The organism is Kitasatospora sp. NPDC001683 (assembly GCF_053596495.1).
This window is the reverse complement of sequence record NZ_JBSFGK010000003.1, coordinates 175,516-197,790: the sequence shown is the minus strand read 5'-3', so window position 1 is coordinate 197,790 and position 22,275 is coordinate 175,516. Positions and strand designations below refer to the sequence as shown.

The 22,275-nt window shown below is 73.0% G+C and carries 22 protein-coding genes and 1 pseudogene; 6 read left to right on the top strand and 17 right to left on the bottom strand.

What is annotated here, in order from left to right; genetic code table 11:
- Positions 1–109 precede the first annotated feature (109 nt).
- The 5 genes from ACWCYO_RS02825 to ACWCYO_RS02805 form a co-directional block, all read right to left on the bottom strand.
- On the bottom strand, positions 110–1,132 hold the full coding sequence (locus ACWCYO_RS02825) for a transglycosylase SLT domain-containing protein (protein ID WP_449783137.1): 1,023 nt from the start codon (positions 1,130–1,132) through the stop codon (positions 110–112).
- Between the two features lie 58 nt (positions 1,133–1,190).
- Positions 1,191–2,078, bottom strand: coding sequence for a helical backbone metal receptor (locus ACWCYO_RS02820; protein WP_449783136.1), 888 nt, complete (start codon positions 2,076–2,078; stop codon positions 1,191–1,193).
- Positions 2,079–2,230: 152 nt separating this feature from the next.
- Positions 2,231–3,031 carry an L-tyrosine/L-tryptophan isonitrile synthase family protein gene (locus ACWCYO_RS02815; protein WP_449783135.1) on the bottom strand — a complete coding sequence of 267 codons (801 nt, stop codon included), beginning with the start codon at positions 3,029–3,031 and terminating at the stop codon, positions 2,231–2,233.
- A 367-nt stretch (positions 3,032–3,398) separates the two neighbouring features.
- Entirely contained in the window at positions 3,399–3,713 is a 315-nt protein-coding gene (locus tag ACWCYO_RS02810; RefSeq protein WP_270142417.1) for an MFS transporter, read from the bottom strand.
- A gap of 457 nt (positions 3,714–4,170) precedes the next feature.
- Positions 4,171–4,734 carry a sigma-70 family RNA polymerase sigma factor gene (locus ACWCYO_RS02805; RefSeq protein ID WP_270142416.1) on the bottom strand — a complete coding sequence of 188 codons (564 nt, stop codon included), beginning with the start codon at positions 4,732–4,734 and terminating at the stop codon, positions 4,171–4,173.
- Between the two features lie 130 nt (positions 4,735–4,864).
- Between ACWCYO_RS02805 and ACWCYO_RS02800 the strand changes: the two genes are divergently transcribed.
- The gene (locus ACWCYO_RS02800) at positions 4,865–5,131 is read left to right on the top strand and encodes a zf-HC2 domain-containing protein (RefSeq protein ID WP_270142414.1); all 267 of its coding nucleotides are present in this window, start codon (positions 4,865–4,867) and stop codon (positions 5,129–5,131) included.
- A gap of 317 nt (positions 5,132–5,448) precedes the next feature.
- Here ACWCYO_RS02800 and ACWCYO_RS02795 read toward each other — a convergent pair whose 3' ends face one another.
- Positions 5,449–6,330 (bottom strand): hypothetical protein, encoded by an 882-nt coding sequence (locus tag ACWCYO_RS02795; RefSeq protein ID WP_449783134.1) that lies wholly within the window; start codon positions 6,328–6,330, stop codon positions 5,449–5,451.
- A gap of 200 nt (positions 6,331–6,530) precedes the next feature.
- Here ACWCYO_RS02795 and ACWCYO_RS02790 point away from each other — a divergent pair, with 200 nt between their 5' ends.
- A complete protein-coding gene (locus ACWCYO_RS02790; RefSeq protein ID WP_449783133.1) occupies positions 6,531–6,917 on the top strand; it encodes a hypothetical protein in 387 nt (128 codons plus the stop codon).
- On the opposite strand, the gene ACWCYO_RS02785 is transcribed toward ACWCYO_RS02790, so the two are convergent.
- Complete coding sequence (locus ACWCYO_RS02785) at positions 6,893–7,585, bottom strand: N-acyl homoserine lactonase family protein (RefSeq protein WP_449783132.1); 693 nt, start codon at positions 7,583–7,585, stop codon at positions 6,893–6,895. The two genes, ACWCYO_RS02790 and ACWCYO_RS02785, sit on opposite strands and share 25 nt — an antisense overlap.
- Before the next feature lie 256 nt (positions 7,586–7,841).
- Here ACWCYO_RS02785 and ACWCYO_RS02780 point away from each other — a divergent pair, with 256 nt between their 5' ends.
- Both ACWCYO_RS02780 and ACWCYO_RS02775 read left to right on the top strand, forming a co-directional pair.
- Positions 7,842–9,314 carry a CoA transferase gene (locus tag ACWCYO_RS02780; protein ID WP_449783131.1) on the top strand — a complete coding sequence of 491 codons (1,473 nt, stop codon included), beginning with the start codon at positions 7,842–7,844 and terminating at the stop codon, positions 9,312–9,314.
- Positions 9,315–9,366: 52 nt separating this feature from the next.
- The gene (locus tag ACWCYO_RS02775) at positions 9,367–10,005 is read left to right on the top strand and encodes a DUF6461 domain-containing protein (protein ID WP_270142407.1); all 639 of its coding nucleotides are present in this window, start codon (positions 9,367–9,369) and stop codon (positions 10,003–10,005) included.
- Positions 10,006–10,098: 93 nt separating this feature from the next.
- Here the strand turns inward: ACWCYO_RS02775 and ACWCYO_RS02770 are convergent, their stop codons facing one another.
- Complete coding sequence (locus ACWCYO_RS02770) at positions 10,099–10,698, bottom strand: HdeD family acid-resistance protein (RefSeq protein WP_270142406.1); 600 nt, start codon at positions 10,696–10,698, stop codon at positions 10,099–10,101.
- A 153-nt stretch (positions 10,699–10,851) separates the two neighbouring features.
- On the opposite strand from ACWCYO_RS02770, the gene ACWCYO_RS02765 reads away from it, so the two are divergent.
- The gene (locus tag ACWCYO_RS02765) at positions 10,852–12,768 is read left to right on the top strand and encodes an NAD-binding protein (protein WP_449783130.1); all 1,917 of its coding nucleotides are present in this window, start codon (positions 10,852–10,854) and stop codon (positions 12,766–12,768) included.
- 164 nt (positions 12,769–12,932) lie between these two features.
- Here ACWCYO_RS02765 and ACWCYO_RS02760 read toward each other — a convergent pair whose 3' ends face one another.
- From ACWCYO_RS02760 to ACWCYO_RS02740, 5 genes and pseudogenes are all read right to left on the bottom strand, one after another.
- Positions 12,933–13,724 carry an enoyl-CoA hydratase gene (locus ACWCYO_RS02760; protein ID WP_270142402.1) on the bottom strand — a complete coding sequence of 264 codons (792 nt, stop codon included), beginning with the start codon at positions 13,722–13,724 and terminating at the stop codon, positions 12,933–12,935.
- A 164-nt stretch (positions 13,725–13,888) separates the two neighbouring features.
- Positions 13,889–14,257, bottom strand: a pseudogene (locus ACWCYO_RS02755) (pyruvate dehydrogenase (acetyl-transferring), homodimeric type); the annotation flags it as partial.
- A complete protein-coding gene (locus tag ACWCYO_RS02750; RefSeq protein ID WP_449783129.1) occupies positions 14,191–14,829 on the bottom strand; it encodes a GntR family transcriptional regulator in 639 nt (212 codons plus the stop codon). The gene ACWCYO_RS02750 and the pseudogene ACWCYO_RS02755, both read right to left, overlap by 67 nt.
- Positions 14,739–15,791 (bottom strand): enoyl-CoA hydratase/isomerase family protein, encoded by a 1,053-nt coding sequence (locus ACWCYO_RS02745; RefSeq protein WP_449783128.1) that lies wholly within the window; start codon positions 15,789–15,791, stop codon positions 14,739–14,741. The genes ACWCYO_RS02750 and ACWCYO_RS02745 overlap by 91 nt, the downstream gene beginning before the upstream one ends.
- Positions 15,792–15,955: 164 nt before the next feature.
- Entirely contained in the window at positions 15,956–16,597 is a 642-nt protein-coding gene (locus ACWCYO_RS02740; RefSeq protein WP_270142398.1) for a TetR/AcrR family transcriptional regulator, read from the bottom strand.
- A 109-nt stretch (positions 16,598–16,706) separates the two neighbouring features.
- Here ACWCYO_RS02740 and ACWCYO_RS02735 point away from each other — a divergent pair, with 109 nt between their 5' ends.
- A complete protein-coding gene (locus tag ACWCYO_RS02735; RefSeq protein ID WP_449783127.1) occupies positions 16,707–17,486 on the top strand; it encodes an SDR family oxidoreductase in 780 nt (259 codons plus the stop codon).
- 168 nt (positions 17,487–17,654) lie between these two features.
- On the opposite strand, the gene fahA is transcribed toward ACWCYO_RS02735, so the two are convergent.
- The 4 genes from fahA to hppD are packed head-to-tail and all read right to left on the bottom strand — an operon-like array spanning position 17,655 to position 22,273.
- Positions 17,655–18,875 carry a fumarylacetoacetase gene (gene fahA / locus ACWCYO_RS02730; RefSeq protein ID WP_449783126.1) on the bottom strand — a complete coding sequence of 407 codons (1,221 nt, stop codon included), beginning with the start codon at positions 18,873–18,875 and terminating at the stop codon, positions 17,655–17,657.
- A complete protein-coding gene (locus tag ACWCYO_RS02725; protein WP_270142391.1) occupies positions 18,872–19,801 on the bottom strand; it encodes a hypothetical protein in 930 nt (309 codons plus the stop codon). The genes fahA and ACWCYO_RS02725 overlap by 4 nt, the downstream gene beginning before the upstream one ends.
- Positions 19,798–21,000 carry a homogentisate 1,2-dioxygenase gene (locus ACWCYO_RS02720; RefSeq protein ID WP_270142389.1) on the bottom strand — a complete coding sequence of 401 codons (1,203 nt, stop codon included), beginning with the start codon at positions 20,998–21,000 and terminating at the stop codon, positions 19,798–19,800. The genes ACWCYO_RS02725 and ACWCYO_RS02720 overlap by 4 nt, the downstream gene beginning before the upstream one ends.
- Before the next feature lie 58 nt (positions 21,001–21,058).
- Positions 21,059–22,273: a 4-hydroxyphenylpyruvate dioxygenase gene (gene hppD / locus ACWCYO_RS02715; protein ID WP_270142386.1), complete on the bottom strand. Its 1,215-nt coding sequence runs from the start codon at positions 22,271–22,273 to the stop codon at positions 21,059–21,061.
- Positions 22,274–22,275: the final 2 nt, after the last annotated feature.

The window sequence follows — 22,275 nt, the reverse complement described above, 5'->3', positions numbered from 1 at the left end:
GTCCCCGGTGCTGCAGTAACGGCACGGGGCCCGGGACGCGATCGCGTCCCGGGCCCCGTGCCGTTACGGGCGTGGTAGCAGCCGTAGTAGGGGAGGAGGAAGGGCCCGGTCAGCCCGACTTGTTCCACGGCTGGCTGGCCATCAGCGCCTTCACGTTGGAGACGTACTTCGGGTTGGGGATGTCCAGGCTGCCGACGATCTCGCCCGTGGTCGGATCGGTGACGGTGGTGTAGTGCACGTTGCCGGCGCCCGCGTTGTACGCCGAGATGACCAGGTCGAGCAGCGGCGTCTTGCCGGTGGCCGGGTCGGGGGAGAGGTCGTACTTGCCGCCGAAGGAGGAGTCGCCGTAGTAGGCGACCAGCCAGTCGAGCAGCTGGGTGCCGAGCTGGACGTTCCCGTTGAGCGTCTTGGGGTCGGAGCTGGTGCCGTACTTGCCGTTCATCCAGCCGACGGTGTTCTGCATGATCTGCATGGTGCCGATCCCGCCGTCGCAGGCGAGGATGCCGGACTGCCAGCCGCTCTCCTGCCAGGCGATCGCCTTGACCAGGTTGGCCGGCAGCGGCGGGAGCTTGTCGGTGCCGCCCGAGCTGAGGGTGAGCACCCGGGACTGGCCGGCCGCCGTGGTGAGGGCCGCGCCGACGGTCGCCTTGGGCTCGTCGGGCTGCGGCTTGCTGGGCTGGCAGCCGCTCTGCAGCGGGGGCACGTGCGGGACGGGCGGCGCGGGCGGCGGCGGGAGGGCGACGGCGCCGGGCTTGGCGCTGGGTACCGGCGCGGGGATGGCGGGCTTCTCGACCGGCGGCTGGGTGGCGGGTGCGCCGGCCGCGTTGCCGCCGCCGTTCTTGGTGTTGCCGGCCTGGGCGCCGGGCGTGGCCTTCGCCGACTTGCTCGGGCCGGCGCTCGGGCTGTGCGAGGCACCGGCGGACGCCGAGTCGGTGGGCGTCGGGGCGGCGCTCGCGGACGGGCTGGCGCTGGGCGTGTCGCCGGCCGTGGCGGTGGCCGCCGTGAGCGTGGTGCTCGACGCCGCGTTCGGGTGCTTGTCGCTGCTCTCGGTGCCGCAGCCCGCCAGGACGGCGGTCGAGACGGCGACGGCGGACACCAGTACGGTCGTCCGCCGGGTGGTGCTCAACTTCATCGGTGGTTCCCCCCACTTGTCGCCGGTGAACCGGTGATCCCGGCGAGTGGCGGTCATCCTACGATGTGGTCCTCGCGCCTTGTACGAACGGGTGGTCGATCGCTCGCCGGAGGACGGCCGGCGCGGTCACCAGGGAGGGGCCGTACCAGGTCAGGTGCCGTCCGCTGACCAGCGCGACCGGGATGCCGGGGAACGCCTCCGGCCCGTCCTCGGCGGTGAAGCGGTACGGCTCGTCCGGCAGCACCACCAATTCCGGCCGGCTCGCCAGCAGTTCGGGCAGCGGCACGGCCGGGTAGCGCTCGGGGTGTTCGGCGTGGACGAGCCGCAGGCCGAGACGATGCAGCAGGTCCCCGGCGAAGGTGTCGCGGCCGAGCACCATCCACGGGCGACGCCAGATCGGCACGATCGCCCGCGGGCCGTCGGCCGCCGGCCGAACGTCCTGCCGGGCCGCGGTCGGTGGGGCGTCCTGTCGGGCCGACGTCGGTGGGACGTCTGGTCGGGCACCCGCCGGTCGGACGTCGCGCCAGGCGGTTTCCGCCTGGTCCAACCAGTAGGGGCGCGGCAGCCGGCAGGCGACGGTGAGCAGCCGCTCCAGCGAGCGGAAGGCGTCGTCCAGGGTGCGGATGTCGGTGGCCCAGACCGGCACCCCGGCCGCCCGCAGCGCGTCCAGGTCGGGGCGGCGGTTCTCCTCGTCGTTGGCGATCACCAGGTCGGGGGCGAGGGCGAGGACGCCCGGCAGGTCCGGGTTCTTGGTGCCGCCGATCCGGGTCACGGCCAGGTCGGCGGGGTGGCTGCACCAGTTGGTGGCGCCGACCAGCAGGCCGGGCGCGGTGGCGGCGACGGCCTCGGTCAGCGAGGGCACCAGCGAGACCACCCGGCGCGGCGGGTGCGGACCGAGCGGTACGGGCAGGTCGAGGTCGTCGCGCGCTTCGGTGGGGTCGGCCATCCGGCCACCCTACGTGCGCTGCGCCGCGCGCGGGTGCGTGTGGGCGCTCGAGAAGGAGCCGAAGTCGCCGGGATTTTCCGGGAATTCCCGGGAACCCGCCGGGGCCCGGTCCGACTACCTGGTCCGGGTCCGCAGCGCGGGCCCCAGCACGATCACCGACCAGGAGAGTTCTCATGCGCCCTCGCGTCGTCTGCGGCATCGCGGCCGCCGTCGCTCTGCTCGCCACGGCCTGCGGAAGCGGTAGCGGGGGCAGTGTCTCCGTCACCGCCCAGGCCGCTCCGGCCGGGGGCTACCCCGTGACGGTCGCCGACTGCGCGGGCAAGGAGACGACCATCGCCAAGGCCCCGACCAGGATCGTCACCAGCAACGCGGCGAGCCTGGAGATGCTGCTCCAACTCGGCGCGGGCGACCGGGTGATCGGCACGGGCTTCCCGCCCGGCAAGGGCACCCTGCCGGCGGCACTGGCCGAACAGGGCGCCAAGGTGCCGGTGCTCGGTGACAAGACCGTCCCCAAGGAGAAGCTGCTCGGCTCCGGCGCCGACCTCTACGTCGACACGCAACTCCTCGGCGCTGGGCGCGTACCGCTCGTGCACCCGGGCGCGCTTGTCGTCGTACGGCAGGTCACCGAGCACCGCCCGCAGGTCGAAGGTGTCGAGGTGATGCAGCCCCTCGCGCTCGATCATCGCGGTCAACTCGTCGGAGTACTCGTCGATGTGGTCGTCGGGGACGTTGATCAGGTCGCCGAAGATGTGACCGTTCGAGCAGATCAGGATCCGTGCCCCGGGCGGGTGGATCCGGCCTATCCGGACGCACAGCTCGTCGAGGAAGGTCAGGGACAGCCGCTCGCCCTCGTCGGGCAGGTGGCCGAGTACCTTCGCCGGGTTCGGTGACTTGCACGGGAAGCCCGGCAGGGTGAAGACGATCGGCTCGCCGACGTCGATGAAGTCCGCCAACTGTGCGAGCTGGTACGGGAAGTGCTCCGGGCGGGCGTCGAACTCCGCTGGCGGTGAGTGCGAGCACCGAGGCGTTCACCCCGGCGGTCCCGGCGGCCCGCAGCACCTCGGCGACCGGCCGACCGCCCGGGCGGCGCAGCCACAGCAGCACCAGCGGCGTGGCGGGCAGTGCGAGCAGCAGCCACTGCGGGGCCTTCGGCGCCAGGGTGAGCCCGAGCGGGAGGGCGGCCACCGCGGCGCCGATCAGGGCGCCGTCGCCGAGCGAACCCCGGTCGGGCAGGCGCAACGCGCCGCGCCGTGGGGCGTGGCGGCGCACGATCAGGACGGCGGCCAGGCAGACCGGCAGTTTGACCAGGAAGATCGCCCGTCAGCCGAGATGGTCCAGCAGCAGGCCGCCGACCACCGGACCGGTGACGGCCCCGAGCGGCCCCAGCGTCGCGGGCACGCTCATCGCCCGCCCGCGCAGCTCGGGCCGGACGGAGGTCGCGGCCAGCACCGGCATCAGGACGAACAGCACGGCCCCGAAGGAGCCTTGCAGCAGACGGGACGCGATCAGCCAACTCGCCCACGGGGCGAGGGCGGCCAGCACGCTGCAGGTCGCGAAGCAGCTCACCGCGAGCAGCAGCGCGGACCGGGTGCCGACGTGGTCGAGCCACCGCCCGGCGGGCAACAGTAGGGCCACCGGCGGGAGTTGGTAGCGGAGAACGGCCCACTGCGCGGCCCCGGCGGAAACGTGCAGCCCGGAGGTATGTCGGTGAGCGCCAGGTTGACCACGTTCATGTCGAGCATCGCGACGAACGAGAGCAGCCCGGCGGCCATGACCAGCCGCCACGGGTCGACGAGTTGTTTCTGATTATCAGTCAGATTAGTGGTAATGATGGCATGTTGCGCTCGCATGAAGGTCCTCCGTTCCGCCGTTGCCGTGCCGGACGCCGCCTCGGCGGCGGTGTCCGGCACAGCAGTCGGGGGGCACGGGGGCTCTGGTTCCGAACAGGTGGGGGAATTTTTCCGGCGAACAACTTTCAGCGAACGGATGACAGATGACAGATTTCGAAATCTGTTATCCGTTCGCTGTCATCTGTCATCTGTCATCTGTCCGTCGTTCGTCCGCTCCCGGGTCGCCCGTCCGGGGCCGCCGCTCAGCAGGCCGCCGCGAGCTCCCCGGCCTCGGCCGCCCGCAGTCGCGCTATCAGCTCCTCGCGCGCCCGGGCGACCCGGGAGCGGACGGTGCCGACCGGGCATCCGGCGACCGCGGCCGCCTCGGCATAACTCAGGCCGACCACCTGGGTCAGTACGAAGGCCTCCCGCCGCTGCGCGGGCACCCGTTCGAGCAGGTCCCCGAGGGCGATCCCGTCCTCGAATCCGGTCGCCGGGGTGCCGCCCTGCCGTTCCGCCGCCTCCTGCCAGTCCGGCAGCGCCGCGCAGCGCGGCCGGGCGGCGGCCATCCGGTAGCGGTCGATCACCGTACGTCGGGCGATCGACAGCAGCCAGGTCCGGGCCGAGGAGCGTCCGGCGAAGGCGGGGAGGCCGCGCAGCGCCCGTAGGAAGGTCTCCTGGGCGAGGTCGTCGGCGGACTGCACATCGGTCAGGTGGGCGACGAAGCGCCAGACGTCCCGCTGGGTCGCCCGGATGAAGGCCTCGACGTCGGCGGCCCGGCCCGAGCGGGCGCTCAGCGCGAGCGCGGTGAGCTGGTCGTCATCCACGGCGGCCTCCGATCCCCCCGGCCGCGACCATGCTGGCCGCGACTGCGCCGGCCGCGACTGCGCCGGCCGCGACCGGATCGACCGCGACCCGTCCGGTCCCGGCCTGGTGGCCGTGCGGGACGATGGTCTTATGAGATGCGCGCAGTTTCGTACCGCTCTGTCCGCCCGGCTCGACGGCGAACCGAGCGGCCTGACCGGCACCCGGCTGGACAAGCACCTGGCACGCTGCACCGGCTGCCGGGACTGGCTGGAGCGGGCCGAGCGACTGCGCACCCAGGTGTCGGCAGCCGCCGCCGACGGACCGTCGGCGGAGTGGTCGGCCGGGCTGTCGGCCCGGCTGGCCCTGGGTGGTCCGGTCAGTCGCGCGCCGGAGGGGCCGCAGGCTGCGGAACGGTAGGACGGTGACGTCGGTGCGAACCGGTGTGCCGTCGAAGTGAGACATGGGAAGGTCCCGAGGGGAAGGCTGGGGGCGGCGCCGCGCACGGCGGCACCGCAGGCGTCCATGGGCTGGCCGCGCGCCACACCGCACCTCCCGCAGGGGGTGGCGGCGGACGCGGACGCGGGGCCCGAGCCCTGACGGCACGGCGGCGCACGCTGCGACGGCACTGGACGTGGCGGCGCAGGGCGCGGCGGCGCGGCAGGGCGACCTGCCCGACGCGGAGGTCCCGGTGGCGGCCGGGGTTCGGCCGGAGGGGGAGGAGCGCGGCGGGCGCGTCAGCAGGCGAGGGCGAACGCCGGCGGCCCGCGTCGGACGACGGCATGGGTGAGCAGCACCGCCCCGGCCAGCCGGGCCGGTCGGTCGGCGGGCCGGGGCGCGGCCGGCTGCCGGTACCCGAGGGGGCGCGCGAACAGCGTCAGCAGCGGGAGCAGCAGCACTCCCGCGACCACCGACCCGAGCGCGGTGAGCAGCTCGAACACCCGGACCAGCGCGGCGTCACCGCGCCAGAGCAGCAGCGCACAGGCGAGCGCCGCCAGGACGTGGGCGAGCGCCATTCCCGGCGACATGCCGTGCGACATTCCACCGGACATCCCACCGGACATCTGGTGCGTCATCCCCGAGGACGTGCCCGGCATCCCGGGCATCCCCGGCATCGCCTTCGCCCCCGGCAGTCCCATGTCCAGGGCGGCCCCGTTGACCAACCCCGCCGCCCCGTGGTGCATCCCCGCCATCGGCCGCAGGCTGCCGACGGCCGGCGGGACGTCCGGGTCGATGCCCGCCATCCGTGCCAGCTCGGCGGGTGAGAGCCCGCTGCCGGCCCGGTGCGGGTTGCAGAGCAGCAGGGAGGTCCAGTCCGTGGTGGCGAGCCGGCCGAGACCGGCGCCTCCACGGCCGACCGTGCCGGCTTGTTCGAACAGCAGGTGCAGCGCGCTCTGCGCCGCGACCATCCAGACACTGATCACGCCGAGTCCGCGCCGCTTCCCGGCCAGCAGCCAGGTCAGCCCGAGGACCGCCCCGAAGGCGCCGAGCAGTACCGGAGGCGAGACCCCGGCCCCGGCCATGGCGACGTGCGCCGTGGCGGCCATCGCCACGCACAGCGCGGCGAAGACCGCGGCGCGCAGCAGGCGGATCCGGTCGGTCATCACGATGGCACTCATCGTCGCACCAGTCGTGCCGCGGCCGTACCGCACCCTCCGGTCATGGCCGGTTCCGGCTCGTGAGAACATGCCCCGGCCCGTCGGATCGACCGATCAAGGCTTGGCACCCGCTCCTTTCGCTCACTGAATGTGCATCTCCTGCCATGGAACGTAGGTGCTGGGCGAACCCGCTCAGAAGCTCGGAAGCAGGAGGCGTGGCCATGGACGCCCCGGCGGAGACCTCTGCCCCCGGCGACGGCATCCCGGACCTCACCGAACCCGCGGTTCTGGCACCCGCCCCCGCCCGCGCCGCCGCCTTCGCCGAGCTGCGCCGCCACCCCGCCCCGGTCCACTTCGGCGACCGCGCCATCGGCCACGGTTTGCGCGCCCAGATGACGCTGTTCCGCGAGCTGTTCACCCGGCTGCCCGAGGCGCGGTCGGCCGGCGAGCCGGTGCTCGTCCCGTCCAGCTTCGACCCACCGGGTCCACTCCTCGCGGCGTTTCAACTTCTGAATTTTCAGAATATTGTGAATCTTCTACTTCGCGCCCTGGGCGAGGACCCGCAACGGTCCCGGGGGATCGATCAGGCGGGTTCCCAGACCGCGTGATCGTGCGCGAAGAGCACCCGGCGCGGCGCGAACTCCGCGGCCCGGTCCAACCAGGCCCGGTAGCTGGGCAGCGGCTCGGCCACCCCCTCGCGCGCGGCCTGCCGGGCGAGCACCGCCTGCCCGTACTCGGTGGCGAAGTCGTACGCCTGCCCGGCCAGCAGCACGGTGCAGTCGCCCAGCCGTTCGACCAGCAGGGACTGGTGGCCCTCGGTGTGTCCGGGGGTGGGCAGCACCCGGACGCCGGGCCAGATCTCGGTCTCGCCGTCGAGCTCGCGGTGGACGGCGCCGGGGAAGTCGACCAGCCCGTCGATGGTGTAGTCGCCGCGCCGGGCGGTGGCCAGCTCACCGGACTGGACGAGGACCGGCGTCCCGGCGAACAGGGGATTGCCGCCGCAGTGGTCGAAGTGCAGGTGGCAGTTGACCACCAGGTCGATGTCGGAGACCGAGACGCCCGCCGCGGCGAGCGCCTCCGGCAGCGGGCGGCGGACCGGGCGGTAGTGCGCCTCGGTCTCCGGCGAGCCCGCGCCGATCCCGGTGTCGAACAGCAGCAACCCCTCCGGTCCCCGGACCAGGTACGCGAATACCGGTTCCACCCGCGGCTCGGGCCCGCCCACCTCGGAGGCCGGCCGGACGATGTAGCCCAGGTCGAGACGGCGGATCGTTGGCATGCGTCCCCCTTGTCACTCAGCCCCCGTGCGCCGGCCGCGTGGCCGCTGCTCCGCACCCTAACCCGCCGGTCGGAAGGCTCCGGCGGGAGTCCGCCTGTTCCCTCGTCAGTCGGGCTCCGACCTGCGGGAATCCCGGCCGACCGGGATGCGGGGAGTTCGGTCGGGAAGTGCCCCGGGGGTCGGTCGGGGACGGCCGGTGCGCAGCCGGTGGTGGGCGTCACGGCGAGCGGAACGGATGCGGAGCACAATGCCCGGCATGACCGATCGTCCGACACCGTCCGATCCCAGGCCCGAGTCCGACCCCGAGTCCGAGTCCGACCCCGAGCCCAGGCCCGACCCCGAGACCAGGCCCGAGCCCGAGACCAGGTCCGTCGACCGTCCCACCGCCGACGTCTGGGCCGCCCTCGGCGGACCGGCCGAGCTGCTGGACCGGGTGAGCTTCCAGGGCCCGCAGGGCGGTCTGCCCTCCGGCCTGCCGGTGCGCCGGCTCGCCCGGGCCACCGTGGCCGCCTGCTCGCTGGCCGCCGCCGAACTCGCCGCGCACCGCGGCGGCGGGCCGGTCCCCGCCGTTCGGGTGGACGAGGGCGCGGTCGCCACCTCCTTCGTCAGCGAGCGGCACCTGGAGATCGACGGCCGCAAGCCCGTCAGCTTCGCGCCGCTCTCCGGTTTCTGGCGCACGGCCGACGGCTGGATCCGCACTCACGCCAACTACCCCCACCACCGCGACCGGCTGCTGGCCGCCCTCGGCCTCGTCTCCGACGCCGGGCCCGAGCAGCTCGCCGAGGCGCTCGGCAAGCTGTCGGCCGAGGAGGTACAGGAGCGCGCGTACGAGGCGGGAGCGCTCGCCGTGGCGGTCGCGCCGGTGAGTACGGCCGTGCACCCCCTGGTGGAGTGCCGGGAGGTCGGCTTCGCGCCGGTCCGTCCGCTCGAGGCGGTCCCGGTGGACCGGCCGGCCGCCGGGATCCGGGTCCTGGACGTCAGCCGGGTGATCTCCGGACCGGTCGCCACCCGTACCCTCGCCCTGCTCGGCGCCGATGTGCTGCGGATCGACTCGCCCCGGCTGCCCGAGGCCGACGACGCCCACGCCGACACCGGCTTCGGCAAGCGCTCCACCAGCCTGGACCTCGCCGATCCGGCCGACCGCGCCACCTTCGAGGGCCTGCTCGACACCGCCGACGTGGTCGTCTCCGGCTACCGGCCCGGTGCCCTCGACGCCCACGGCCTCGCGCCCGAGGCGCTGTTCGAGCGACGCCCCGACCTGATCCTCGCCCAGCTCTGTGCCTGGGGCTGGACCGGACCGTGGGCCGGGCGCCGCGGCTTCGACAGCCTGGTCCAGGCCGGCGTCGGCATCGCCGCCCACGAGGCGTCCCCCGACGGCCGGCCCGGTGTGCTGCCCGCCCAGGCGCTCGACCACGGCACCGGCTACCTGCTCGCCGCCGCCGTCCTGCGCGCCCTCACCGAGCAGCGCACCCACCGCCCCGGCGGCCGCCACCTGCGCTTCTCTCTCGCCGGCACGGCCTCCTGGCTGCTGCACGGCATCCAGCCCGAGCCCACCGACGCGCCGAACCCGGACACCGAGCCGTACGACGCGGCGCGCTGGCTCACCGGTGCCGACTCCGCGTACGGGCGGCTGCGCTACGCCCTGCCGCCGCTCGGCTACGACGGCGCGCCCGCCGACTGGGCCCGCCCGCCCGTGCGTTGGGGGACGGACGCACCGATATGGCTCTGAGCGACGAGGGGTGCGGCGGGCGGTGTCAGTGGGATCTGACAGCATTCTGGGCATGACCGCCGCACACGCCACCGACTACACCTGGTTCGAACAGCGCTACCCCGTCCTGGGCGAGGCCTACTGCCTCACCCAGGTCCAGGGGATCGGCGCCGACGAACTGCTGCGCCGCTTCGACGCCCTGACCGGACGGGAGGTGACCGGGCTGGACGCCGTGCTCGCCGCGTGGGAGACCTTCGACGACGGGGAGGACGAGGAGGCCGAGGCGCTGTTCGACCTGGACGAGGACCGGCTGCTCGTCGCCGTCACCGAGTTCGACGGCTGGGCCTTCGCGGTCGAGCCGTACGGCTACCTCGGCAGCCTGCGCGAGGTCATACTCCGGCTCTCCGAGGGCACCCGGTTGGTCTCGCACTTCCGGAACGTCAACGCGGTGGACCACTTCAACTGGTGGGAGCACGGAGTCTGCCGGCTGGAGTTCGAGCCGCTCTTCGCCGACCAGCGGTTCGGCTCGGACGCCGAGGCCCCCGGCACCGCCGACTTGCTGACGGCCTGCGGCTTCCCGCTGAACGGGGAGCGGTACGAGCTGCACACCGAGGCGGCGTTCGCGCTCGCCGAGCGGCTGACCGACGTCCGGTTCGGCCCGGAACGGCTGGAGGCCGCCACCTTCCGGCTCGGCTACGCGCCCCGGCCGTAACCGGGAGGGGGCGATGTAGCACGACGGCCCTGGTCGGTGGCGGCCCCCGACGGCGACGGCACCGGCGGTGGCGCTGGTGCTGTTGCTGGTGAGTCAGACTCCGGACGGGATCCGCTTGGCCTGGCTGCGGACCTGGACGGCGGTCGCGATCTCGACCAAGCCCAGGATCACCAGCCAGCACCCGGCCAGCACGGTCAGCGCGGCGATCGAGCCGACCGGCCAGACGATCAGCAGCACGCCGGCCAGGGTGTTGGCCACGCCCGCGAAGGCCTGCCAGCCGCGTGCGGGCATCAGCGGGTCGGAGATCGCGGCGGCCAGCTGGGTGATGCCGCGGAACAACCAGCCGATCCCGATCCAGAGGGCGAGCAGCAGCAGCGACTGCACCGCGCTGCGGAAGCAGAGCAGGCCGAGCAGCACGCTGATCGCGCCGCTGATGAACGCCAGCACCCGCAGCGCGGTGGTGGTGTGGGTACCGAATGCGGCGACCAGCTGAACGACGCCGATCACCAGCAGGTAGAGGCCGAACAGCACGCCCACCACCAGCAGGGTCTGGCGCGGCCAGGCGAAGACGACGATCCCGAGGGCGAGCGAGGCGACGCCGGCAGCGAGCAGGACCTGCCAGGCGGCCTTGGCGAGCAGGCCGAGCGGCCCCTGGACCGGGGAACCTTCGGGGGTGATGATCGGAGGGGCCACGGCGGCGTACTCCTCGAGGTCGGGGGCAGGGAACGAACCCCAGCCTCTTCGTACCGCCGTCAGACCGCGCGGTGGGTAAGCCCGTTCGAATGATGCCCCTTGGCTGCCGGAACGACATCTTCCGGCCATCTGCCGTCGATATCATCCGGCGGTATGACTTCTGAAGGGTGGGGGACCCCTCCGGTCGAGCCGATCAGCCAGCACTACATCGTCTGCGGGGGCAACGCGCTGGCCCACCGGCTGGTCCTGGAGCTCGTCGAGCACTACGAAGTCCCGGTGGTCGTCCTGGTCGCCGATCGCACCCGCGACCATGTGCCGCAGATCGAACGGATCGCGGGCGTCGCGGCCGTGGTCGAGTACCCGAACCTGACCGAGGAGGCGCTGCGAGCGGTGTCCATCGACACCGCCCGCGGCCTCGCCCTGGTCGAGGGCAGCGACCAGGACAACATCCACGCCGCGCTCAGCGCCCAGGGCCACAACCCGAACATCCGGATCGTGTTCCGGATGTTCAACCAGCGCCTCGGCGAGAACATCGAACGGCTGCTCAGGAACGGCGCCGCGCTCTCCGGCTCCGCCACCGCCGCCCCGGCCTTCGCCGCCGCCGCGCTCGGCAGGCCCAACTCGGTCGAGATCGGCGGCCGCTACCTGCACATCGCCTTCGACGACGCCATCACCGCGGACCGGATCTGCGTGGTCGCCGACCAGATCGACCGGCAGGACCTCAGCAAGATCCGCCTGCTGCCGGAGCAGGAGGGCGACTCGGCCCAGTTCGTCCGGCTCGCCCGCGAGTTCGGCGACGAGGGACCGGTCCGGCCGGGCGGGGCGCGCCGCGAACCGGTGCCGGATCCGGAGCCGGAGCCGGAGCCCGCATCCCAGGCTGAACCCGCACCTGAGGCTGAACCCGCGCCCGAACCCGCGCCCGGACCCGCCCCCGAATCCGCGCCCGGACCCGAGCCGGAGGAGTCGCCGGGTGGGATCGCCGCGCTGCAGGCCCTGCGGATGGAGCCCAGGGAACCCATCAGCTGGGTGCGGCGGCTGCGCTGGCGGGTGCTCGACACCATGCGCCTCCTCACCAGCGCCAGGCTGCGGGTGGTGCTGCTCATCGCGCTCGCCGCCGTGCTGATGGCCTTCGCCGTGCTCTGGTACCTCAACCGGGACTTCGGCTGGACCGTCTACATCTCCCTGCTCGACCTGGCCGGCGCCGCCCAGCCCGACCAGCAGGCCGACATCGCCAACGGGACCGGGACGGGCGGGGCCTGGCAACGGGTCGCCCAGGTGGTGATCACCATCTGCGGGATCACCTTCGCGCCGGTCGCCACCGCCATCGCGGTCGAGGTGCTCGGCTCCGGGCGGCGCGGGCTGCCCCGCAACCCGAGCGCGGGCACCCGGGACCACGTGATCGTTGTCGGACTCGGCAACGTCGGCACCCGGGTCGCGACCCAGCTGCACGAGATGGGGGTGCCGGTGGTCTGCATGGAGCGCGATCCGCAGGCCCGCGGCATCGCCGCCGTCCGGGCGCTCGGCATCCCGGTCGTGCTGGGCGACGGGCCGTTCGAGGAACAGCTGCGCCGGGCCCGGCTCAAGCACAGCCGGGCGGTGATCGCACTCAGCGGGGACGACGCCACCAACCTGGAGGCGGCCCTGGAGGCGCGCCACGGCAATCCCGACGTCCGGGTCGTGGTCCGGCTGTTCGACGACGACTTCGCCGGCCACTTCTACAAGACGCTGGACAACGCGGCCTCCCGCTCGGTCTCCTACCTGGCCGCGCCCGCCTTCGCCGCCGCCCTGATGGGCAGCGAAGTGCGCGGGACGCTGTCCGTGTTCCGGCACGTGCTGCTGATCGCCGAGCTGACGGTGGAGGACGGCAGCGGACTGATCGGCCTGAACCGGCACGACCTGGAGGACCCGGGCGGGGTCCGGGTGATCGCCGCCCGCTTCGCCCGCAGCAACCAGCTGCACTGGGGCTTCGCGGACCGCACCCGGCGGCTGGCCCCGGGCGACCGCATCGTGGTCGCCGCCACCCGCAGCGGACTGGCGCGGCTGAACACGGTGCTGGTGGAGGAGGGCTGACGAGGGCGGGAGTAACAGCTGACGGCGGACGGCTGGCAGCAAGCAGCAAGCAGATGACAACAAACAGATGACAGCAAACAGATGACGGATGACAGCTGACAGATTTCATCATCTGAAATCCGTCAGCTGTCATCCGTCGCGCGTCAGCCGCCAGCCGTCCGCCGTCAGCGGTTCTCGAACTTCGGCGCCCGCTTCTCGGCGAAGGCAGCCATGCCCTCCTTCTGGTCGGCCGTGGCGAAGACCGAGTGGAACAGTCGGCGCTCGAAGCGGACGCCCTCGGCCAGCGTGGTCTCGAAGGAGCGGTTGACGCTCTCCTTGAGCATGATCGCGGCCGGAGTGGACATCGCCGCGACGGCCTCGGCGGTGGCGAGCGCCTCGGCCAGCAGCTGGTCGGCCGGGACGATCCGGGCGACCAGGCCGGCCCGCTCCGCCTCCTCCGCGCCCATCATCCGACCGGTCAGGCACAGGTCCATCGCCTTCGCCTTGCCGATCGCGCGGGTCAGTCGCTGCGAGCCGCCGATGCCCGGGAGCACCCCGAGCTTGATCTCCGGCTGCCCGAACTTCGCGGTGTCCGCGGCCAGCAGGATGTCGCACATCATCGCGAGCTCGCAGCCGCCGCCCAGCGCGAATCCGGCCACCGCCGCGACCACCGGCTTGCGCAGCGCGGCGATGCGGTCCCACGGGCCCAGCCAGTCGTCCAGGTAGACGTCCGGGAAGCGGTTGCCCTGCATCTCCTTGATGTCGGCGCCCGCTGCGAAGGCCTTCTCCGACCCGGTGATCACCAGACAGCCGATCTCCGGGTCCCGGTCGAAGGCGGTGGCGGCCGCCACGACCTCGTTCATCAGCTGGGTGTTCAGCGCGTTGAGCGCCTTGGGCCGGTTGAGCGTGATCAGCCCGACCCGGCCCTTGCGCTCGACCAGGATCGTCTCGTAGGTCTCGGTCTCGGTCTCGGTCATCGCCGTTACTTCCAATCCGCTGCTCGGCCATTCACTGCTCGGCGCCGCGCGGGCGCGCCCTGACCACCCAACGATCTACGACCCGCCCTGCCTCGCGCCAGTCTTGACATGCGAGACGCCGGTCACCAGCCCGTCGCCAGCCGGTAGCCGGAGCAGCGGAAGGCTCAGAACCGGACGCCGTGGCGTTCCGCCGCCATCCGTACGGTCTCGGCCTTGACCTCGCCCCGGCCGGCCAGGGCGGTCAGCGCGGCGACGGTCACCGACTCGGCGTCCACACCGAAGTGCCGGCGGGTCGCCGCCCGGCTGGCCGAGAGACCGAAGCCGTCGGTGCCCAGGGACGTCCAGTCCTGCTCCACCCAGGGCCGGATCCAGTCCTGCTCCACCCAGGGCCGGATCTGGTCCGGCACCGCGCGCATCCAGTCGCTGACCGCCAGCCCCGGCCCGGGCACCCCGGCCAGCGCCCGGGTCACGTACGGGACCGGGGCCGCCGCGCCCGTACCGGCCGCCGCCTGGGCCAGGTTGGCGGCGTCACATGCCGGGCCTGCCCGAGGACGTCACCGGCTGCGGCCGCCGCCGCCATCAGCTCGACGTGCCGCTCCAGCGCCCCGGTGTTCCCGGCCAGCCGGATCACGGCCGCCTCGGCGGCCGGCTGCTCCAGTGCCGCCCGCACCTGGTACACCTCGCGCAGCTCGGCCGGGCCGATCTCGCGCACCCGCACGCCCCGGCTGGGCTCGGCGTCGAGCAGTCCGAGGGTCTGCAGCGAGCGCAGTGCCTCGCGCACCGGCGCCTGGTTGACGTTCAACTCGGCCGCCAGGCGTCGCTCGACGATGCATCCCCGGACTGCAGGCCCTCCAGCAGCAGTCCGTGCACCTGCTCGCCGAGCGGATCCGGGACAGCGGGTCGGTCTCCCCGCCCGGCCTCGGCATCGGCATCGCTGGAGGCGCCGGCGCCGGGTGGGCCATGGCGTTCTCCAGGCTTTCCGGGAAGGGGGCGGCGGGATCGGCCGGGGGCCGGTCAGGCCAGGCCCAGCTCGTCGCCCTCGCGCGGGGCGAGGAAGCGCGCGACGTCGGCTTCCGTCACGTCGGCCAGCGTACGCGGCGACCACTGCGGGTTGCGGTCCTTGTCGATCACCTGGGCGCGGATGCCCTCGACCAGGTCGGGCCCGTCCAGCGCGGCACAGGAGATCCGGTACTCCTGGTCGAGCACGGCCTCCAGCGAGGGCAGCGCACGGGCTCGGCGCAGGGCGGCCAGCGTGACCTTGACGGCGGTGGGGGAGTTCCCGAGCACCAGCTCGGCGGACTCCTTCGCCTCCGGCACACCGGAGTCGAGCAGTCGCTCGACGATCTCCTCGACGGTGTCGGCCGCGTAGCAGGTGTCGATCCAGTCGCGCTGTTCGGCGAGTTCGGCGGGCGGCGGGGGCTCGGCGTGGGCGGCGACGGTCGTGGCGGGCTCGGCGTCGCGGGCGAGGGCCTCGAGCAGCTCGGGGATGCGCGCGGACGGGACGAAGTGGTCCGCGAAGCCGCAGAGCAGGGCGTCGCCGGGGCCCATCGAGGCGGAGGTGAGGCCGAGGTGGGTGCCCAACTCGCCGGGGGCGCGGGCGAGCAGGCGACTGCCGCCGACGTCCGGAACGAGTCCGATCCGGGTCTCGGGCATCGCGACGGTGGAGCGCTCGGTGACGACCCGCACCGCGCCGTGGCCGGACAGGCCGACACCGCCGCCCATGGTGATGCCGTCCATCAGCGCGACGAACGGCTTCGGGTAGCGGGCGATCAGCGCGTTCAGCCGGTACTCGTCGCGGAAGAACGCCCGGGTGCCGGCTCCGCCGGCCACGACCTCGCGGTGCATCGCGCGCAGGTCCGCGCCCGCGCAGAGGCCGCGCTCGCCGGCGCCGGTCAGGACGACGGCGCGCACCCGGTCGTCGGCGGCCCAGTCGTCCAGCGTCGCGCGGATGGTGGCGATCATGCCGTGGGTGAGCGAGTTGAGCGCCCGCGGGCGGTTCAGCACGATCCGTCCGAGACCGCCGTCGCGGTCCAGGACCACCTGGACCTCCGCCACCTCTGCGCTCATCGGAATCGCTCCCGTCCCCTCGGTGATCCGGCCTTCCGCTGTCCACCGTACCGGGACGGGTGGGTGGTTGTGATCACGAGGCCGGTGTGACCGCGGACCTGGGGCGGGCGGCACGTCCGTCACGTCCGTCACGTCCGTCATGTCCGTCACGTTTGTCGCGGCCGTCACGGCCAGGCGCGCAGCGCGAGTTCGGCGACGCGGGCCAGGTCCTCGGCGGTGGCGCCGTCGCGGGCCTGCTGGGACATGCCCTGGATGACCGTGGCGAGGTACCCGGCCAGCGCCTCCGGGTCGGCCCCCGGTGGCAGTTCGCCGTCCAGCTGGGCGGTGCGCAGCCGGTCCGCGAAGACCTGCCGGTTGCGGTTGCGCAGCTCGCGCAGGTGGGCCTGGACCCCGGCGTCCTGCGGGGAGACGTTGGTGGCGGCGGTGATCACCAGGCAGCCGGCCGGGTGGGACGGGTCCGGGTAGATGGCGGCGGCCTCGCGCAGGATCCGGGTGAAGGCCGCGCGGGCACAGGTCTCCTCGGCCAGCGCGACACCGACGAACGCGCCGACGGGGGAGTGTCCGTAGCGACGGACCACCTCCTCGAAGAGCGTGCGCTTGTCGCCGAACGCGGCGTAGAGGCTGCCGGGGCGGATGCCCATGGCGGTGGTGAGGTCGGTGACGGAGGTGGCCTCGTAGCCGCGCTCCCAGAACAGCCTGGTCGCCGCCGTCAGGGCCTCCTCCCGGTCGAAGGCGGGCGGGCGTCCGCGCCTGGGGCGGGGCGCGGGGTCGGCCGTCTCGTTCTCGGGGGGCGCCGCGTCGGTCATGGAGGTGATTTTAGAGCAGTCACTCAAAAAGTGTGTGCTAGGTTTTTCTTGAGCGATCGCTCAACAAATGGTCGAGGTGTCACTCGACCCGACAGGAGGGGGCTCAGGCATGGGCGCGCACGGATACGGGCTTCGCGGCAAGGTGGCGCTGGTCACCGGCGGCAGCAGGGGCATCGGCCGGGCGATCGCCCGCCGGCTCGGGCGGGAGGGCGCCAACGTCGCGGTCGGCTACGCCCGGGACGAGGTGGCGGCGCGGGAGGTGGTCGAGGGGATCCGGACCGACGGCGGACGGGCGTTCGCGCTGCGGGCCGAACTCGGACGGCACGGCGACGCGGCCGCGCTGTGGGCGGCCTTCGATGCGGAGATCGGGGCGCACGCGAGCGGCGGCGGGGTCGACATCATCGTGAACAATGCCGGAATCGGGCGCAGTTCGGACCTCGCGACGCTGACCGAGGAGGACTTCGACACGGTGTTCGCGGTGAACGTCCGGGCGCCGTTCTTCGTGGTGCAGCACGGACTGCGGCGGCTGCGGGACGGCGGGCGGATCGTCAACATCTCCAGCGGGGCCGCCCGGCTCGCGATGCCGGAGATCATCGCCTACGGCGCGACCAAGGGCGCGCTCGACACCTTCACGCTCAACCTCGCCAAGCAGCTCGGCCCGCGCGGCATCACGGCGAACTCGGTCGCGCCCGGCGTGGTGGACACCGACGTCAACGCGGGCTGGCTGCGCGGCAATCCGGAGGCGGAGGCGTACGCCGCCTCGATCGCCGCGCTCGGCCGGGTCGGGCAGCCGGAGGACATCGCGGACATCGTCGCGTTCCTGGCCTCGGACGACGCGCGCTGGGTCACCGGGCGGGTCATCGACGCCACGGGCGGCGCGGGGTTGTAGGCGGCGGGGCTGGAGGGGGGCTGTAGGAGGGGGCTGTAGGAGGGAAAGCGGGGGCGGGACGGGGAGGGCGGGGAAACGGATAGCAGCTGACGGATTTCAGATGATGAAATCCGTCAGCTGTTATCCGTCATCTGTCTGTTGTCGCTAGTCACCCGCGCGGCGACACCGTCAGCCCCGCACCCGGCCCGAGACCTCGCCGAAGCCGACCACCATGCCGTCCGGTCCCGGGGCCGTCGCCGTGATGACGACCTCGTCGCCGTCCTCCAGGAAGGTCCGGGTCGTCCCGTCCGGCAGCTTGAGCGGCTCCTCGCCGTTCCAGGTCAGCTCGATCAGCGCGCCGCGGGTGTCCGGCTCCGGCCCGCTGACCGTGCCGGAGGCGAACAGGTCGCCGGTGCGCAGCGAGGCGCCGTTCACGGTCATGTGGGTCAGCTGCTGCTGCGCCGTCCAGTACATGGTGGCGAACGGCGGGCGCGAGACCAGGTGCCCGTTCAACCGGACCTCCATCGCCAGGTCCAGACCCCACGGCTCGCCGCCGCGGTCGTCCAGGTACGCCAGCGGCTCGACATCGCGCTCCGGCGGCGCGACCCGGGCGTGCTCCAGGGCATCCAGCGGCACGATCCACGGCGAGACCGAGGTCGCGAAGGACTTGCCCAGGAAGGGCCCGAGCGGCACGTACTCCCAGGCCTGGATGTCGCGCGCCGACCAGTCGTTGAGCAGGCAGACGCCGAACACGTGCTCGCGGAAGTCGTCCAGCACGACCGGCCGGCCCAGCTCGGACGGCGTGCCGACGACGAAGCCGACCTCGGCCTCGATGTCCAGCCGCCGGGACGGCCCGAAGCTCGGCGCGGCGTCGGCGGGCGCCTTGCGCTGTCCGTGCGGACGCACCACCGGCGTGCCGGACACCACCACCGTGCCCGCCCGACCGTGGTAACCGATCGGCAGGTGCTTCCAGTTGGGGGTGAGCGGCTCCGAGCCCGGGCGGAAGATCCGGCCCAGGTTGGTGGCGTGGTGCTCGGAGGCGTAGAAGTCGACGTAGTCCGCGACCTCGAACGGCAGGTGCAGCTCGACCGCGCCCGCCGGCAGCAGCGCCGGCGACAGCGCCTCGCGGAAGGACTCGTCCGTCAGCCAGCTGGTGAGGTCGGCCCGGACCTGGGTCCAGACCGAACGTCCGGCCGCCATCAGCGGGTTGAGCGAGTCCGCGTCCAGCAGTGCCGAGGGCGCGCCGGCCGCGCGGGCGGCTGCCCCGGCGTCCAGCACGAAGTCGCCGACGCGCACGCCGATCCGGCGCCGCCCGGGCTGGTCGGCCGCGGTGAAGACGCCGTACGGCAGGTTGTGCACGCCGAACGGCGAGCCCTGGGCGCTGGCGAGCCAGCTGCGGGGGGTGCTCAACGGTCCTCCTGGACAAGTGGACTGGGCGACAGCAGGCCGAGCGCGGCCAGGTCGTCCAGGGGTTCGGCGATGCTGCAGGTGCCGAACGCGGTGAACGAGTTGCGGATCACCGTAACCTGGTGGCCGCTCAACGCGCGGACGGCCTTGGCCAGCACCTCGCCGTCGCGCTCGGCCAGCACCTCGGCGGCCGCGGCGCGGTCCGTCTCCTGCGCGGCCAGTAGCACGTTGAGGAAGCCGTGGTGCTCGAAGCCGGTCTGCGGATCGGTGTGCCGGACGGCGTTGTGCAGGCCCGCCGTGCACTTGTACGGCAGGCCGCGCCGGGCGCAGCCGGTGAGGAAGGCGGCCAGCTCGTCCTCGCCCGGGAACGCCTCCGCGACGATCCCGCCGGTGCGGAACTTCGCCCGGTAGGCGCTGTCGACCAGGACGTCCAGCGTCTCGTCCAGCCCGTCCCCGCGCAGGAGTTCACGCGGCAGCTCGACGGCGGCGGGCACGTCCGGGGGCAGCAGCCGGTCCAGCTCGGCGACCGCCTCGGCGGCGTCCCGGGTGGCCAGCTCGACCCCGGCCAGCTCGAACGGCGCGGCGGCGGCGAGCGCCGGCCCGAGCTCCGCGCTGCCCCCCGGCAGCACCAGCCCGACCCTGAGCGGCCCGGTGCCCTCCGCCGCCGCGGCCAGTTCGCCCAACCGGCCCGCCCCGCAGAGGAACGGGCCGACCGCGTCGGCGTACCAGGCCGTGCGGTGGGCGCGGTGCGCGGGCACCGCCTCGACGACCGGCAGGTTCCCCGGCGGGAACACCGCCGCGTCGTCGAAGAGTCCGCGGAACAGCTCCGGGATCTCGAAGGCGCCCGAGGAGGAGCCCGAGCAGTCGCCCGAGGAGGACCCCGAGAAGCCGCCCGAGGAGGGGGACGCAGGGGTGGTGTCGGGGCTCATCGCCCGGGCCCCCGACCCGCCCACGTCCAGGCGTAGTTGGCGTCCTCGCTGGCGCGCCCGCCCTCGCCGAGCTCCAGCGGGCGGAAGGTGTCCACCATGACCGCCAGCTCGTCGAAGAACTCCGCGCCGATGCTGCGCTCGTACGCGCCCGGCTGCGGCCCGTGGGTGTGCCCGCCCGGGTGCAGCGAGATCGAGCCCTGGGCGATGCCCGAGCCCTTGCGCGCCGCGTAGTCGCCGCCGCAGTAGAACATGACCTCGTCGCTGTCCACGTTGGCGTGGTAGTACGGCACCGGGATCGACAGAGGGTGGTAATCCACCTTGCGGGGAACGAAGTTGCAGATCACGAAGCCGTTGCCCTCGAACACCTGGTGGGCCGGCGGCGGCTGGTGGATCCGCCCGGTGATCGGCTCGTAGTCGCGGATGTTGAAGGCGTACGGGTACAGGCAACCGTCCCAGCCGACCACGTCGAAGGGGTGGTGCGGCACGGTGTAGCGGGTGCCCGAAACCCCGTTCGGACCACGGTGCTTGACCAGCACGTCGACGTCCCCGGGGGCGTCGACCACGAGCGGCCCGACCGGCCCGCGGAAGTCCCGCTCGCAGTACGGCGCGTGCTCCAGCAGCTGCCCGTACTTCGACAGGTAGCGCTTGACCGGGGTGATGTGGCTGTTCGCCTCGATGCAGTAGGCGCGCAGCGGCTCGTCCCCGGACGGCACCCAGCGGTGGGTGGTGGCGCGCGGGATGATCACGTAGTCGCCCTGGCCGACCTCGATCGAGCCGAAGACCGTCTCCAGCGTGCCGGCGCCGGACTCCACGTACACGCACTCGTCGCCGAGCCCGTTGCGGTACAACTCGCTCGGGGCCCCGGCGGCGACGTACGAGATCCGCACGTCGCCGTTGCCGAGGACCAGCCGGCGGCTGCCGACGACGTCCGCGGACTTCCACTCCTGGTCCGCGAACAGCTCGTGCAGCTTGAGGTGGCGGGGGAGCAGGGGATGGTTGGGCACCGTGGACTGGTCGGGCAGTTCCCAGGGCACCGCGTTGACCACCGCCGAGGGGATGCCCCGGTGGTAGAGCAGCGAGGAGTCGGAGGAGAACCCCTCCTCGCCCATCAACTCCTCGTAGTACAGCCCGCCTTCGGGTGTGCGGTGCTGGGTGTGCCGCTTGGGCGGGATGCTGCCCAGCTGCCGGTAGTACGCCATCTCCGTGCTCCTCCTCGACCGTCCGTCAGGGTCGGCGTCAATCAGGGTAGGCCGACGCTCACAGGTTGCCGCGACGGTCCTGCTCGCGCTCGATGGACTCGAACAGCGCCTTGAAGTTGCCCTTGCCGAAGCCCAGCGAACCGTGCCGCTCGATGAACTCGTAGAAGACGGTCGGGCGGTCGCCGATCGGCTTGGTGAAGATCTGCAGCAGGTAGCCGTCCTCGTCGCGGTCGACCAGGATGCCGCGCTTCTTCAGCTCCTCGATCGGCACCCGCACCTTGCCGATGCGCTCGCGCAGCTCCGGGTCGTCGTAGTAGGCGTCCGGGGTGTTCAGGAACTCCACGCCGCGGGCGCGCAGCACGTCCACGGTGGTGAGGATGTCGTTGGTGGCGAGCGCCATGTGCTGGCAGCCGGGGCCGGTGTAGAACTCCAGGTACTCGTCGATCTGGGACTTCTTCTTGGCGATGGCCGGCTCGTTGAGCGGGAACTTCACCCGGTGGTTGCCGCTCGCGACGACCTTGGACATCAGCGCGGAGTACTCGGTGGCGATGTCGTCGCCGACGAACTCGGCCATGTTCACGAAGCCCATGACCCGGTTGTAGAACCGGACCCACTCGTCCATCCGGCCCAGCTCGACGTTGCCCACGGCGTGGTCCAGGGCCTGGAACAGGCGCTTGGGCGAGCCCTCCGGGTGGGTGACGGTGCTCTTGGCGACGACGTAGCCCGGCAGGTACGGGCCGCTGTAGCGGGAGCGGTCGACCAGGGTGTGGCGGGTCTCCCCGTAGGTGGCGATGGCCGCGCGGCGCACGGTGCCGTTCTCGTCCGTGACGTCGTTCGGCTCCTCGAGGACGGTGGCGCCGTTGGCGCGGGCGTGCTCGATGCACTTGTCGACGTCCGGGACCTCCAGGGCGAGGTCGACCACGCCGTCGCCGTGGCGGCGGTGGTGGTCCAGCAGCGGGCTGTCCGGCTGGACGCCGCCCTTGATCACGAAGCGGCAGGAGCCGGAGCGCAGCACGTAGGACTTGCGGTCGCGGCGGCCGGTCTCCGGGCCGGAGTAGGCGACCAGCTCCATGCCGAACACGACCTGGTAGAACTGGGCCGTCTGGGTGGCGTTGCCGACCACGAACACGACCGCGTCCTGGGCGGTGACCGGGAACGGGTCGGAGGCCTGGTCGTGCTCGACGAGGCCGACGAGGCGGCGCAGCTGGTCGGCGTCGAGGCCGGCCTCGCGCTCCTCGGGGGTCAGCTCAAGGGCGTGGGACTGCGTGGTCATCG